We start from the raw sequence: 15,401 nt of genomic DNA on the forward strand, positions 1-15,401 counted from the left end.
ATATGAATACCGTTTTAATTAAAAATGCAAGGATTGTAAATGAAGGTAAAATTTTTGAAGGCGATGTTCTTATTGAAGGCGAATTTATAAAAGAAATTGCCGAAAGCATTAGCCACAAAAGTTCCAATTGTAAAGTTATTGATGCCGAAGGAAATTATTTAATTCCTGGCGCAATTGATGATCAAGTGCATTTTCGTGAGCCAGGCTTAACCCATAAAGGTAATATTGAATCAGAGAGTCGTGCTGCTGTTGCTGGCGGAATTACTTCTTTTATTGAGCAACCCAATACAGTACCCAACGCTGTTACACAAGAATTACTAGAAGATAAATATCAAATAGCGGCTCAAACTTCTTATGCCAATTATTCTTTTATGATGGGCGGCACCAACGATAATTTGGAAGAAGTTTTGAAAACCAATCCGAAAAATGTTGCAGGAATCAAATTATTTTTAGGCTCATCAACAGGAAACATGCTTGTTGATAATCCTGAAACTCTTGAAAAAATATTCTCTAATACCAAGATGCTTATAGCGGTACATTGTGAAGATGAAGCCACCATTAAAGCTAATTTAGAAAAATACAAAGCCGAATATGGAGAAGATATTCCTGCAACGGTTCATCATTTAATTCGAAGTGAAGAAGCTTGTTATTTGTCTTCTTCCAAAGCTATAGAATTGGCTAAGAAAACAGGAGCAAGATTGCACGTATTCCATCTTTCAACAGCTAAAGAAATGGATTTGTTTACCAACAAAATTCCGTTAGAAGAAAAACAAATTACAGCTGAAGTTTGTATCCATCATTTATGGTTTTCAGACGAAGATTATGCTACAAAAGGAAATTTCATCAAATGGAATCCAGCAGTAAAATCCGCTTCAGATAGAGAAGGACTTTGGAAAGCATTGTTAGACGATAGAATTGATGTTATAGCAACAGATCACGCACCACATACATTAGAAGAAAAACAACAAGTTTACACAAAAGCACCATCAGGAGGACCATTAGTTCAACACGCTGTTGTGGCTATGTTTGAAGCGCATCACCAAGGTAAAATTTCAGTGGAGAAAATCGTTGAGAAAATGGCTCATAATCCGGCTAAGATTTTCAAAATAGAAAATAGAGGTTTTATAAAAGAAGGTTTTTATGCCGATTTAGCAATTGTAAATCCAGCGATGCCTTGGAGTGTAAATAAAGAAAATATTCTATACAAATGCGGTTGGTCACCATTTGAAGGAACCAATTTTAAATCAAGAATTACACATACTTTTGTAAACGGACAATTGGTTTATGAAAATTCGAAAGTCAAAGAAATTAAAGCTGGCAAACGTTTACTTTTTGATAGATAAGAAATGAAAAAAATAGTATTTATTTTATTTATAATTTCATTTGTACTACCAAGTTGCAAAAATGAAATAATTGAAAAGCCAGATAATCTTATCGAAAAGGATAAGATGAAAGAGATTATTTATGATTTAGCAATTCTAGAAGCGGCTAGAAATCAAGGTTCGGCTACTCGAAATTATCCTAAAGCAAGTGTTTTTTTAAAAGAAAAATATAAAGTAGATAGTTTAACTTTCGCAAAAAGTACTCAATATTATGCTTCAGATATTAAAGAGTATAAAAAAATGTATGAAGAAGTTAAAGAGCGCTTAGATAAAGAAAATAAGAAGTTAAGCGGTGCTCCAATTCCAGTTCAAAATCTTGAAGAAGGAATTGTGAAGTAATTATTTTTTATAATGAACTACAATTTTATCTAAGTAAGAGTCAATAGCCTCAAAATCATAATTCAAATAGTTTTTTATTTTTTCATTTGAAATCGCATCACTATTTAGAATTGATTGCGCAGCATGTTTAGATATTTTTCTTTTGGTTCTAAAAATGGAAGAAAATACCCAATCCAATCGCCATCCAATATTGAGCATCCAGGGTTTTGCCTCTATTTTTGGTTTTTTGGCCTTTATTTTTTCAGCGATAGTGTAGATTATGTTTTTATAAGAAATGTTTTCAGAAAGTAATACAAATCGTTCTCCATTACACTCAGAATGCATCAATTGACGCATTATTCTCACAACATCTGTAACAGCAACATAACCAGAAGAACCATAAGTGTAAAAAGGAATTCCTTTTTCAATTGAAGTAAAAAAAGCACCGCTACCTTGTTGCCAAAAACCAGGTCCAAAAATAACGCCCGGATTTACAATTACCACTTTCAATCCTTCTTGTTGACCACGCCAAACTTCCATTTCGGCGCCATATTTTGAAATAGCATAATCACTGTGTAAAACTTCTGGATTCCATTCTGTTTCTTCAGTAATGCTGGTTTCGTGCTGTGCTAAATCGCCAAGAGCAGCAATTGAACTAACGTGACATAGTTTTTTAACGTTTTTGTCAATACAAAAATTTACAATATTGGCGGTTCCTTCAATATTTACCTTTCGAAGTTGATCTTCGTCATCTGGGTTGAAAGAAATACATGCCGCACAATGATAGACATAATCAATATTTTCAAAAGCAATTTCTAGTGAGGGAACATCTAGAATATCACCTTGTGTCCAGTTTATTTTAGAGAATAGTTCACTTTTTTTATACAAATCAAAAAGAGATTTTATTTTCTCTATATTTTTTTGATTTCGATAAAGAGCACGAATATTTTCTTCACCATTTTCTAACAAATGAAGTACTAAATGAGCTCCGACTAATCCTGTTGCACCAGTAACTAATATCATTTTGTAAAGATATGGTTTTGCCACGAAGACACAAAGTCACAAAGTTTTTTAAATCAAATTATGAAAATCTGAAATCTGAAATCTGAAATCTGAAATCTTAGAACTATATTTGCGCAAATTATCGAATAAAATGAGGAATTTAGTAGAAGAATTACAATGGCGCGGATTGGTGCACGATATTATGCCAGGCACAGAAGAACAACTTTTAAAAGAAATGACAACAACCTATATTGGATTTGATCCAACAAGTGATTCGTTGCATATTGGAAGTTTGGTGCCTATTATTTTATTGGTTCATTTAGAAAAATTTGGACACAAACCTATTGCTCTTGTTGGCGGTGCTACTGGAATGATTGGTGATCCATCAGGAAAATCTGATGAGAGAAACTTACTTGATGAAGCTACTTTAGAAAAAAATGTTGCCGGAATAAAAGGTGTTTTATCTCGTTTTTTAGATTTTAATTCAACTGCAGCTAATGCTCCAATTTTAGTAAATAACTACGATTGGATGAAAGACTTCTCGTTTATCAATTTTGCTCGTGACGTCGGAAAACGAATCACGGTGAATTATATGATGGCAAAAGATTCTGTAAAGAAACGTTTGAGTGGAGAAACTGGTGAAGGAATGAGTTTTACAGAGTTCACTTACCAATTAATTCAAGGTTACGATTTTCATCATTTGTACAAATCGCAAAATTGTTTGTTGCAAATGGGTGGTTCTGACCAATGGGGTAATATTACAACAGGAACAGAATTAGTGAGAAGAATGAATGGAGAAGGTGCCAAAGCATATGCAATGACTTGTCCGTTAATTACCAAAGCTGATGGTTCTAAATTTGGTAAATCAGAAGGTGGAAATGTTTGGTTGACAGCCGATAAAACATCAGTATATAAATTTTACCAATTTTGGTTGAATACAACCGACGTTGATGCTGAAAAGTACATTAAGATTTTCACATTTTTAGATAAAAATACTGTGGATGCTTTAATCGCAGAACATCATGAAGCACCACATTTACGTGTTTTACAAAAACGTTTAGCAGAAGAAGTAACTACTTTTGTTCACGGAAAAGAGGAGTTAGAAAGAGCAATTTTTGCTTCGAATGCTTTTTTTAGTCCAACAATGGATGATTTAGCCCAATTGGATGATGTTACTTTTGTAGAAGTTTTTGATGGTGTTCCAAATGCCGAAATTGCTAAAGAAGATATCATTGCCGGATTGGATATGATTGCTGCACTTGCTGCAAAAACAGGTTTCTTAGCTTCCAATAGTGATGCGAGACGAGAACTGAAGCAGAATGCAGTTTCTTTAAACAAAGAAAAAGTCGCTGAAGATTATATCATTACCGAAAAAAATTTGGTAAAAGGTAAATTTTTAGTGCTTCAAAAAGGAAAGAAAAATTATTATTTGATAAAAGTGGTTTAATGAAATTACAACACCATTAAATTACAACCTCGAATATCTGAATTATCAAAACGTCCCAATACTTCAAACGAATTGTTGGGATATTTTTTCCCTAAATCTTGTGTTGCTATGAAAGAACACGAATTGATGTTGGCTAAATCGATTACATTTATTCCTCCTGTTTTACCGCTTTCTACATATGACAAAGCATCTTCTGTATCACGAATTAAAACGGTCATCCAGTTTGGACATTCAAATATTCCGTTGCCTAATGAATAGGCTTGCGATAATAATTCGGTCATGCCGTATTCTGAATGAATGCTAGAAACTCCAAAACCATTACAAAGAATTTCATGCAATTCTTCACGGATGATTTCTTTGCGTTTGCCTTTCATTCCGCCAGTTTCCATGATTATTGTGTTTTTTAATTGAAACTTTCGTTGTTCAATTAAATCCAATAAAGCATAAGTTACACCAATCAAAAGTACGTTTTGTCCGGATGCATCAAGTTCAATTAATTTTGAAATTAGTTCATCATAATTTTGTAGATAAAAACCGCTATTTTCATTATTTGAAAGCGCTATCAAGTCTTTTACCATATAGATTAAAGAAGAGCCAGAACGCTCAAGATAGGATGGAAGCAAAGCTAAAACCGCATAGTTTTCTATATTTCCATAAAATTCTGAAAAAGCATTGCGATAACTTTCTTCATACAAAGTTACATCGGTTATAAGATGTTTGCTTGTTATCATTCCGGTGGTTCCACTACTTGTGAAAGTCTCTTGAATGGCATCATTTGAAGATAAAACATCATGACTTTTAAAAAACTGAATGGGTAAAAACGGAATTTGTTGCAACGATTTTACGCTTCCTTTTTCAACTTTCAATAACTCACAGAATTCGCGATACACTTTGTTATTGTCGTATTGAAAACGAAAAACCTTTAAAGCTATTTTTTCAAACTGCTTTTGGTTTTGAATGGTGAATATATCGTGAGATGAAATCAAAGTTAAGATGCTTTTTGTTTAATTCTGAAACATCCCGAAGTTTCGGGACAGTAGCACTGCAAAAGTAATGAAAATAAAAAAGCTCCAACATAAATTGGAGCTTTCTAATATAATTTTAAAACTAATTATTCGATAACTAATTTTTTAGTAGCTGTATTTCCTTCTTCAGAAATTTGAACCATGTATACACCAGCAGTTAGGTTGCTTACATTGATTGCTGATTCAGAAGTTGTAGTGTTTAAAACTTGTTTTCCTAATACATCAAAAACAGTAACTGTTCTTTCAGCATTGGCATCAGTGTTGATGTAGAAAACACCATTTTTCACTGGATTAGGGAAAATTGATAAACCAGCGATAGCGTTTTGGTTATTTCTTAAATTTGGTGTAGTAACATCTGCCCAAGTTTCACCAACTCTAATTTCGTCGATTTCAGCTTTTGGTGTACCAGTTGAATTTCTTAAACAAATAGAAGCAAATGTTGCAAAAGTATTTGTTCCAGAGTTATTAGTTACAGTTGTTGCTGGTTCAGTACCTCCAAGGTTAGTTGGATTAACCCATAATGAAGCCACAGTTGGTGCAGCAGATCTATCATATTTTACAACAACTAAGTATGTTGTTCCAAAATTTAAATCTACAGGATTTTCTGTATATGTTAAAGTACCTGTAGAAGTATTTGAAATATTTAATCTGTAATTTGCACCAGAGTTTACCGCAACTATACCTAATCTTCCACCCAAACTAGTTACAGTACCACCAGAAGTACCACCAAAACTCATGAAGTATGTGTTTCCAGATGCTGTTGCAGCTAATTGAGTGTTGTCTACTACATTAATAAGAAGTGAATAATAATATGAATTAGCTGTTGATGGTGTAAATCCTCTGTTAATATCTCTAGGAGTTGTTGCATTAGCACCTGGTAATAAGATTTTATTTCCAGTAGAAGTTGCTAAACCAGAATAACTTAAGCTTCCAGTAACTAAATCAATAGTACCTGTACCAGTTGTTGCAGTGTTACTGTGCGTAAACCAATTGTTTGATCCAACGGCATCACTTGTTGTAGCTAAATTTCCTCCAACAAATCCTGGAACTGTATAGTCAAATCCTTCGTACAAGGCAGTTTGTCCAAAAGAAAAGCTTGTTAATGCAATAAATAATAAAGTGTAAAGTTTTTTCATAATTTTATTTGTAATAATTTAGGATACAAAGATAAAGACTATTTTTTTAAATAAAAATAATCAAAGTAAAAAAATAGTTAACAATATAGTTATTTAACTATCTGACAATTAATTTTCTAGTAGCGCTTGCGTCACCTTCTTCTATCTTAATAAGATAAATTCCTGGTGAAAGAGAAGAAATGTTAAGTTCTCTAGAAGAAAGAGTAGTTTGAAGTACTTTTTTTCCAAGAACATCAAATATGGTGATTTGCTTATCTTCATTAGATTTTGTAGATATGTAAATCTTTCCACCAGTTGCAGGATTCGGGTAAAAACTCAAGCCTTCAATAGTGTTCTCTTGCACTTTTGATGCTAGTTTTCCCTCTTGTGCCATCACACTTGTAGTGCTTAGCATTAGGAAAAAAAGAATAATATAAAAGTAGTTTTTTGTCATGAGTTCAACTTGGTTAAAGCAAATATATAAATAAGTTTTCAAATACAATGCCAAAAACCACAATTTTAACAAATTTTATATTGATTGTTTAATACTTAGGTAAATAGATATAGTAAATAAATTTCAAAAGTTTCCACTTTAAATTTCCAATGTTACCAAATTGTTAAGAAAAAGTTTGGTTATTGTAAAAATAGTTATATATTTGTTATCTAATTATTAATTCAAAAACCCAAATATCATGAAAAACCTTCTTTTAACACTTGTAATTTTGATTTCTGGTTTATCATTTGGTCAAGCAATTGAGCCAGTTTTAGAAGCAGAAAATGGATTGGTTAAAGCTACTTATCACTATGAAAATGGTGCCGTACAACAAGTAGGATATTTTAAAGACGGAAAGCTAGATGGAAAATGGACTTCATATGATGAAAATGGAAATCTAAAAGCTACAGCTGAATATACTAATGGTGAGAAAACAGGAAAATGGATGTATTATTCAAATAGCGTTTGCGTAAGCGAAGTAAGTTTTGTTGACAATCGTATTGTTGATGTAAAAAAATTCAATCACAACGCAATTGCTGATAAAGATTAATTTTAGTTCAAGACTTAAATAAAAAAAGCTCATCGAAACCGATGAGCTTTTTTTTATATGTTTTTGTGTTTTATTGTAATAAGTTCAAACCACTTACAGTTGACCAAGCACCAGTTGTCATTACTGCACCAGTTGCAGTAGTGCTTGTAGTGAATTGTCCTGTTGGGAATGTAACTGAAATAGCTGCTGTTGCACCTACTGGAGTAATTTGAGTTGTATTAGAAATTTTAAAGTTAGTTAATTTGATTTTTGAACCATTAACTTGATTGTTATTTGTTGTAGCATCTTGAATTTTTACTGCAGCACCTTGATAAGTTGTTGCTCCTTCTGTATAATTTCCATAACCATCTATAACAACATTGCTAAATTCGCCATTTCCTTCTTTTTTGAATTGAAATGCATCAATTTCAATTGCACCAGCTACCTCTGGAGTACATCCAGCAAGTCTTTTTAAAGTAATTCCAGATACTTTTGGCCAGAATGCATTGTTGTTGTTTGAAGATTCAATTTCAACACCAAAGTTACCTTTAGTTACTTGAAGTCCATACCAGTTTGAGTTTAATTGACCTTTCCATCCATCTTGCCAATCAAAAGCATCGTCATAATTTCCGTAAGAAATTGCATTTGTCATACTTACAGTTCCACCATAAAATTCAAAACCATCATCAGCACCTTTGTATGAAACTAAATGGTCTAATACAGTTCCTGTTCCAACAGAGTAGAAAGAGAAACCATTAAGTTCTTTTGTTCCATCAGCTAATTTTGAACCTGCATATTCTACTCTTGCGTAAGTTAAAGAACCACCATTGTGAGCAGCGTTTGTACCACCATAAGGTAAAGCATTTCCATCTTCAGAAGTTGAAGTTGTTGCTGCTCCAATTGCATTTATTGGCGCATCTCCATACATAATAATTCCACCCCACGATCCAGGAATTCCAGATTTTTCAGTAAAAACTACTGGTTGAGCTGCTGTTCCGTTTACATATAATTTTGCTCCGTTTTTTACAACTAATGCATTGTCTCCTGTTGCTTTGTCACAAGTTATTGTTGAACCAGCATCAAAAGTAACTGTTACTCCAGATTCTATTTTTACAATTCCTTTCAAAGTGTAAGTTCCTAGAGGGTAAGTTTTGTTTGTTGTAATAATTCCTGTGATTTCTCCTGTTACAACTGGTGCAGTTGTTTCGTCATCACTACTAGTGCATCCTGTAAATACAGACGCTAAAATTGCTAAACTTAAAATGATTTTTTTCATTGTGATATTAGTTATTGTTGTTTAATTTTCTGTTACAAATGTAGACAGCAATGCTTTTTTTCTAGTTATCTAAATATTATAATAGCGTTATTTTAATTCAATAAAAAAGTAAATTTATTGTTAACTGAAACCGAATTATTTACATAAAAAAAGCTGTCTTGTTTTAGACAGCTTTAGTTCTTTTAGAATGTATAAGCGAGGTTTAGTGAAAATCCAACACCTTTCTTATAGTTACTTATCAGGTTTGATTTTTCTGCAATTGGAGATGTACCATCAGTACCTAATTCAAATTTTCGATTAGGATTCAAAATGTTATCTGTAGAAAATTTAACATCAAAATGCTGTGATATTTTACTACTCCATACAAAGTCTAGTTGGTGAACTGGTAATTCATAAATATGATCTAATCCTCCTGTTCCAACTGCATATATTCTTTTTCCAAATACAGAATATACTAGTGTAGCTGTATTACTCCAAGTTTTAGAAAAATTGAATTGGTATTTAACATCAGAATTAATAATCCACTTTGATGCACCTTGAAGTTCTCTAGATTTGTGTGTTTCAATACTTCCAACTGGATTAACTTCCACTTTTGTTGCCATTAATGAAGTGTTAAAACCAAAGGAAACATCTGACAAGCTTTTGTTAATTCTACCAAAATCAAAAAGGAATTCTAATTCGGCTCCATATAAATTAGCACTATCAGAGTTTAAGTAGGTTGTAATTGTTGAATTTGCAGCATTTGCGATAAAAGTTCTTTCGATTGGCTTTTGTATGTTTTTACCGAAAAGACCAACAGCAAACATTTCTTTTGAAGAAGGAAATAATTCAAATTTTAAATCAAAATTATAATTATCACTATTAGTTAAAAAAGGATTTCCTCTCATAGATGTACCATCAGCATTAATGTACTCGATTGGATAAGCTTCCATGATTACAGGTCTTGTATAGGTTTTTCCTGATGCAAAACGAATATTAGCTTTGTCAGTTGCCTCATATTTAACATTAACAGATGGCAATAAATAGAAATTGTTGTAAACTATTTTTTCGTAAGGAGCATCAAAGTTTCCTTGGTTTCTATATTTTGTTTCTCTTTGAGTGTTTTCTGCTCTAAGACCACCATTTATTTCCCATTTTTCAGCAAATTTGAATAAAATATTTGCATATCCAGCGTTTGTTTGTTCATTTAACTTTGCTTTATAAGTAGCATTAGAACTTTCTCTAAAACTAAAAGCATTTTGGCTTAAATAGTCGTTTAGTTGTGCATCCAAACTATTTACAGGAACAGTAAAACTGTTAGGTGCAAAGCTATTTACAGGTGAAATAAATCGGTAAGAAGATTGCATTAATGAAGCATATCCATTATAACCAACAGTTAATTTATTTTTCTTATCAGAACCTCCAAATTTCAAACCATATTCCATCATACCTGATAAGTAAATATCACTGTCTATATCTAAATATTGTTTGATAAAATTGTTACCTGCAATTGAAGTAATTATGTTTTCACCATCTCTTGTACCAGAAAAGAATTTTCTGTCGGGTTGTTGATAAGATGTTTTAGCAAATGAACCTCCTACTTTTATGTTTTGACTCTTATCCGCGTTTATTGCGTATTCACCCAATAATTGAGAGTTAAAATAATCAGATTGGTCTAATTGATTGGTTCTAATGAATGAAACATTGTTGTTTGCTGTTAAATCGGCGAAACCAGATTGGTCTTTAATTAAGCTTTCAGTTGTTCTAAGATAAAAATTGTTCCAAGATAACTTGATTTTTTTCCCTGAATAGTTCAATCCAAGAAGAGAAGATAATGAAGTTTTGTAGCGATATTCAGTATTTATAAAGTCATTTCTGTAAACAAATCCAGAAGGATTATTATTAAAATTTCTTTCTACTCCTGTTCTGAAATTATAACTATTATCAAAGTTTAATGATAATAAATAGGATAATTTATTGTCATTTTTTAAAGTGAATTTTTCAGTGTGTAATAAACCAATACTTGTATTTAAAGGGCTTTTAGTATCAGAAACATCAAACCCGCTTTTGAATGATTCTAGTGCTTGATTAGGAGTAAATGTGTAAGCAGATGGTTTTCCGCCAAGGATGCCAGGTAAAGCTCTATCTTTTCCTGTTAAGCCAAAAAAACCTTTTGTATTGTCTGCGTCTTTTGAAATCAAGAAATCTCTTAAATTATTGTTGGTTGTAAAACTAGTACCAACACTAATCTTAGTAAGACTTTTAGAATTTTTAGAAGTTGATGTGGCAATATTAAATGTTCCTCCAGCAAAATCTCCATAAATATTAGGATTAAAGGTTTTAAAAACATCAATAACTCCAACAATGTCAGTAGGAAATAAATCTAAAGGAATAATTTTTTTAAATGGATTGTTTGTTGGAGCGGCTAAATCATTAATTAATAAATTGTTATAACGATCTTCCAATCCTCTTACAAATAATCCTCTTGAACCCACTTTTGTAATACCAGTAATTTTAGTCAAACCTTCTTCAACATCACTAATACCTTTTCTTGACATTTCTTGTGCACCAATACTTTGTTTAATTTCAACAGCTTTTTTCTGTTCTTGTAACAAAGCAGTTTCTTTTTCTCTGTTAGTTACTTTTTGAATAACAACATCGTCTAGTTTATAACCACCAGCACCAAGAGCTTTATCAATTGTTAATGTTTCACCTTCTTTTACAGTCACTGGAACTTCAATTGTTTCGTATCCAATAAAACTGAATATTAAAGTATAATTTCCTGGTTCAACTTTTAAAGAATATCTACCTTTATCGTCAGTAGTGGCTCCAATACTTGTGCCTTTGATTACTGCATTTGCAAATGCTAAAGGAGCATTTTTCATGTCTTTATCTGTAAGAACACCTGTAATAGTTCCTTTGTTTTGTGCTAATGCTGTAATGCTAAAAAGAATAGTTAAAATAAGTAACTTGAATTTCATTATTTCCTAATTGTTAAATTTTGATGCAAAGAACGACACGCATTGTAAAGTTGAAGTTACTTGCAATTTATCATTAGGTTTTGTAATTATTACCATAATGTTAACAGATTAAATTACCGTTAACTCATTTTTAATAAGAATTAATTACTGATAAAATAGTATATTTACATCGCAAAACAGCATAATCTTTTGCATTATGAAGAAAAAAGACATTAAGATTTTATTAGTTGATGACGAACAAGACATCCTAGAAATTGTAGGTTATAACTTGACTCAAGAAGGTTATAAAATTGTAACAGCTTCAAATGGTAAAGAAGCAATTGCAGTTGCAAAAAAGGAACGCCCACAACTAATCATTATGGATGTAATGATGCCAGAAATGGACGGAATGGAAGCTTGTGAAAACATTAGAAAAATTCCTGAATTGAGTAATATCATCATAACATTTTTAACGGCAAGAAGCGAAGACTACTCTCAGGTAGCAGGTTTTGATGCTGGTGCTGATGATTATATTGCTAAACCAATAAAACCAAAATTATTGGTAAGTAAAGTAAAAGCTTTATTAAGACGACTAAAAGACGAAACAACTTCAAGTGAAAACCTAAATGTTGGTGGCATTGAAATTAATCGTGAAGAATATAAAATAGTTATGGATGGAAGAGAAATTGTTCTTCCTAGAAAAGAATTTGAATTGTTCTATTTATTAGCTTCAAAACCTGGTAAAGTATTCAAACGTGAAGAAATTCTTGATAAAGTTTGGGGTAACGAAGTTATTGTTGGCGGAAGAACAATTGACGTTCACATTAGAAAACTCCGTGAAAAAATCGGAGAAGATTTATTCAAAACCATTAAAGGTGTCGGATACAAATTTGAAGCTTAATTAATATCTTTGTAAGGACATAGTAACAAATGTATTTACTATGCTTAGAGGAAAGGTTACAAAATATGGGATTAAACTTCAAAAAAACATACCGATTCGCCGTAATATCAACTTTATATATTACTCTTTTTTCAACTAGTTTAGTTGCTGGATTGTTGATTTTCTTTGGTACATTTTCTTTGCTATTTTCTTTACAATTTTGTTTTGCATTTGCAGTTGGTATTGCTGTTTTTTCCTTTTTTGTATTACAATATCGTGTAGAACATTTTATTTATCGTCGTGTAAAGAAAATATATGATGATGTTTCCTTATTAGACTCTACAACTCTTAGAAGCCAATCGATTACTACAGATATGGCAACTTTAACAAAAGAAGTAAAGAAATTTGCTACAGACAAAAAAATCGAAATTGAAAATCTAAAAGTTCGTGAAGAATACCGACGTGAGTTTATGGGTAATGTTTCTCACGAGCTAAAAACACCACTTTTTACCGTACAAGGATATCTTTCTACTTTGCTTGATGGTGCTATGAAAGATAAAGATCTAAGAAAAAAATATCTTGAAAGAGCAGAAAAAGGTGTTGAACGACTGATTTATATTGTAGAAGATTTAGACATGATTTCTAAACTTGAAATGGGTGATCTAAATTTAGAATTTTCTGAATTCAATATCATTGAGTTAATTCAAAATGTATTTGATTTACTTGAAATGCAAGCCGACAAAAAGAATATTATTCTAATGTTTGACAGAAAGTATAATAAACCAATAAACGTTTTTGCAGATCAAGAAAAAATTCAACAAGTGCTTACAAATCTGATAATGAACTCCATAAAATATGGAAAAGAAAATGGTACAACCGAAGTATCCATTGAAGATTTGGTTAAAAATAAAATTATTGTTCGTGTAAGAGACAACGGCGAAGGAATTGAACAACAACATATTCCAAGACTTTTTGAACGCTTTTTCAGAGTAGACAAAAGCGGCGCAAGAAGTGAAGGTGGCTCAGGTTTAGGACTTTCAATTGTGAAACACATTATTGAAGGGCACAATGAAAAAATTTACATAGAAAGTGAATTTGGCAAAGGATCAGAATTCTCATTCACGCTCGAAAAGCAAAAATAATTGATTCCAATTGATTTCCGAAGGTATCAAAGGCAAACCTTTGTATAAAGGAACTGAAAGGATATCATCAATAACAAATTTATCTTGTTTACTATAAGGAACTAAGCCTTCCCTCTTATATTTTTTCGCCAAATATTCTTGCTCAAATTGACCAGGAGTTGGTATAAAAAAAGCTTTCTTTTGTAATTTACACAAATCCATAACGGTTGTATAACCCGATCTACAAAGTACCATTTCACTTTCGTTAAAAGTTTTTTCTAACTCTTCAGATTGCATAAAATTATAAAAAGTGATATTCCCTTTTTGTTCTTTTACTTGTTCTTTCGTTACCTTTCCTTTTATGAAAACTATTTTTTCTTTGTTGTCTTTAAGTTCTTCAATTAGTTTTTCTTCCAAAATAGTTCGTTGAGGTTCCGGACCAGAAAGCAGAACCATAATGTCGTATTTTATTTCTAGGACTTTCTTTTCTAATCTGCTTAAAACTCCAATATATTTTATGTTTAAATTCGAGTTTTTTAAATGCCCTAATTTTCCAGTCAAATTTGGAGATTTTTCAATGTCAGGAACCCAGCATTCATCAAATTTTCTAATAAAAAATTGATGTAATTTACTAGAAATCCAAGTTGTTTTTCCTGATAAAACAGTCAATTGATGTGTCATGAATACCGAAGGCACTTTCTTAGAAAGCACACCCAATCGATTGTCTGAAATAATTCCTTTTAAATCATATTCTTTAACCCATTTTTTAATCAATTGCTTTTCAGATAAAATGGCATTAATCGTTTTTGGACTATTTTTTATTAATTTCCATTTGAAATTCTCACCTTTTTTGGCATATTCAATTTGATATGATGGCAATTCTAAAGCAGTCAAGTGTGAAAATTCTTTTTTCAATAAAGCTAAAGCAACACCATCTGAAGCAATGATTGGTGTAAAACCATTTTTTTCTAATTCACGAATAATAGGAATACATCGAGTAGCATGACCTAAACCCCAATTTAGTGGTGCAACGAGAATATTTTTAGTCATTTTTAGTTTTTTAATAAAGTGATAAATTGTTCTGCAAGTTGGTTTTCATATTCAAATTGTTCTTCTTCTGTAACAATTTCACTTGGAGCATGCTTGTATAATTTCCACTTTTTATTATTGTATTCTAAAGCTGTTAAATTTTCAATCCAATCACCTGAATTCAAATAGATTGTCTTTCCTTTTTCGGTTGTAATGTACTCAATTTTTGGCTCATGAATGTGTCCGCAAATTACATAATCATAGTTATTTTCAATTGCCAAATCGGTGCAAACATTTTCAAAGTTAGTAATAAATTTCACAGCCGATTTCACATTGTTTTTAATTTTCTTTGAAAGTGAATAAGGTTCTTTATTCATTTGAGCCAAAATCCAATTCAGAAAACGATTTATTAGAATTAGAATATCATAACCCCAACCGCCAAGTTTAGCTAACCATTTTGCGTGATTTATTGAAGCATCAAAAACATCACCGTGAAAAATCCAAGCTTTTTTACCATCTAAATCTAAAACTAATTTATTGAGCAAACTTAAATTCCCTAAATGTAAATCGGTAAATTTTCTTAAAAATTCGTCGTGATTTCCAGTCAAATAATAAACTTTAGTTCCTTTTGAACTCAACGAAATGATTTTCTTAATCACTTTCAAATGACTTGCCGGAAAATAAGACTTTCTGAATTGCCAAATATCAATAATATCGCCATTTAGAATGAGTATTTTTGGCTTAATTTCAGATAAATACTGTAATAATTCTTTGGCATGGCAACCATAAGTTCCTAAATGAACATCAGAAATAACTACAACTTCAACTTTTCTTTTCTTCAAAAT

14 protein-coding genes are annotated in these 15,401 nt (G+C 31.5%); 6 read left to right on the forward strand and 8 right to left on the reverse strand.

All coding sequences use genetic code 11. The features are described 5' to 3' along the window. Positions 1–2: 2 nt before the first annotated feature. Both ACYU7A_RS05325 and ACYU7A_RS05330 read left to right on the forward strand, forming a co-directional pair. Entirely contained in the window at positions 3–1,343 is a 1,341-nt protein-coding gene (locus tag ACYU7A_RS05325; RefSeq protein ID WP_460574700.1) for a dihydroorotase, read from the forward strand. Positions 1,344–1,346: 3 nt separating this feature from the next. Beyond that, complete coding sequence (locus ACYU7A_RS05330) at positions 1,347–1,721, forward strand: DUF4296 domain-containing protein (protein WP_460574702.1); 375 nt, start codon at positions 1,347–1,349, stop codon at positions 1,719–1,721. Here the strand turns inward: ACYU7A_RS05330 and ACYU7A_RS05335 are convergent, their stop codons facing one another. After that, on the reverse strand, positions 1,722–2,723 hold the full coding sequence (locus ACYU7A_RS05335; RefSeq protein WP_460574704.1) for an NAD-dependent epimerase/dehydratase family protein: 1,002 nt from the start codon (positions 2,721–2,723) through the stop codon (positions 1,722–1,724). It abuts the gene before it with no gap. 130 nt (positions 2,724–2,853) lie between these two features. On the opposite strand from ACYU7A_RS05335, the gene tyrS reads away from it, so the two are divergent. Then, a complete protein-coding gene (gene tyrS, locus ACYU7A_RS05340; RefSeq protein WP_460574706.1) occupies positions 2,854–4,149 on the forward strand; it encodes a tyrosine--tRNA ligase in 1,296 nt (431 codons plus the stop codon). A gap of 5 nt (positions 4,150–4,154) precedes the next feature. On the opposite strand, the gene ACYU7A_RS05345 is transcribed toward tyrS, so the two are convergent. The 3 genes from ACYU7A_RS05345 to ACYU7A_RS05355 all read right to left on the reverse strand — a co-directional run bounded on the left by ACYU7A_RS05345 (position 4,155) and on the right by ACYU7A_RS05355 (position 6,743). Continuing rightward, on the reverse strand, positions 4,155–5,135 hold the full coding sequence (locus ACYU7A_RS05345; RefSeq protein ID WP_460574708.1) for a LuxE/PaaK family acyltransferase: 981 nt from the start codon (positions 5,133–5,135) through the stop codon (positions 4,155–4,157). Positions 5,136–5,260: 125 nt separating this feature from the next. Next, positions 5,261–6,310: a T9SS type A sorting domain-containing protein gene (locus ACYU7A_RS05350; RefSeq protein ID WP_460574710.1), complete on the reverse strand. Its 1,050-nt coding sequence runs from the start codon at positions 6,308–6,310 to the stop codon at positions 5,261–5,263. Positions 6,311–6,407: 97 nt separating this feature from the next. Beyond that, the gene (locus ACYU7A_RS05355) at positions 6,408–6,743 is read right to left on the reverse strand and encodes a T9SS type A sorting domain-containing protein (protein WP_460574712.1); all 336 of its coding nucleotides are present in this window, start codon (positions 6,741–6,743) and stop codon (positions 6,408–6,410) included. Positions 6,744–6,981: 238 nt separating this feature from the next. Here ACYU7A_RS05355 and ACYU7A_RS05360 point away from each other — a divergent pair, with 238 nt between their 5' ends. Beyond that, positions 6,982–7,332: a toxin-antitoxin system YwqK family antitoxin gene (locus ACYU7A_RS05360; protein WP_460574714.1), complete on the forward strand. Its 351-nt coding sequence runs from the start codon at positions 6,982–6,984 to the stop codon at positions 7,330–7,332. Positions 7,333–7,402: 70 nt separating this feature from the next. Here ACYU7A_RS05360 and ACYU7A_RS05365 read toward each other — a convergent pair whose 3' ends face one another. After that, a complete protein-coding gene (locus ACYU7A_RS05365; RefSeq protein ID WP_460574716.1) occupies positions 7,403–8,587 on the reverse strand; it encodes a hypothetical protein in 1,185 nt (394 codons plus the stop codon). Between the two features lie 182 nt (positions 8,588–8,769). Next, positions 8,770–11,547: a TonB-dependent receptor gene (locus tag ACYU7A_RS05370; protein WP_460574718.1), complete on the reverse strand. Its 2,778-nt coding sequence runs from the start codon at positions 11,545–11,547 to the stop codon at positions 8,770–8,772. 196 nt (positions 11,548–11,743) lie between these two features. Here ACYU7A_RS05370 and ACYU7A_RS05375 point away from each other — a divergent pair, with 196 nt between their 5' ends. Beyond that, the gene (locus ACYU7A_RS05375; protein ID WP_298304844.1) at positions 11,744–12,427 is read left to right on the forward strand and encodes a response regulator transcription factor; all 684 of its coding nucleotides are present in this window, start codon (positions 11,744–11,746) and stop codon (positions 12,425–12,427) included. A 65-nt stretch (positions 12,428–12,492) separates the two neighbouring features. Beyond that, a complete protein-coding gene (locus ACYU7A_RS05380) occupies positions 12,493–13,548 on the forward strand; it encodes a sensor histidine kinase (protein ID WP_460574721.1) in 1,056 nt (351 codons plus the stop codon). Here the strand turns inward: ACYU7A_RS05380 and ACYU7A_RS05385 are convergent. Both ACYU7A_RS05385 and ACYU7A_RS05390 read right to left on the reverse strand, forming a co-directional pair. Beyond that, positions 13,522–14,577, reverse strand: a complete 1,056-nt coding sequence (locus ACYU7A_RS05385) for a glycosyltransferase (protein WP_460574723.1) — start codon at positions 14,575–14,577, stop codon at positions 13,522–13,524. The two genes, ACYU7A_RS05380 and ACYU7A_RS05385, sit on opposite strands and share 27 nt — an antisense overlap. A 2-nt stretch (positions 14,578–14,579) precedes the next feature. After that, entirely contained in the window at positions 14,580–15,398 is an 819-nt protein-coding gene (locus ACYU7A_RS05390) for a UDP-2,3-diacylglucosamine diphosphatase (protein ID WP_460574725.1), read from the reverse strand. Between the last annotated feature and the right edge of the window lie 3 nt (positions 15,399–15,401).

This window comes from Flavobacterium koreense, from assembly GCF_054776075.1.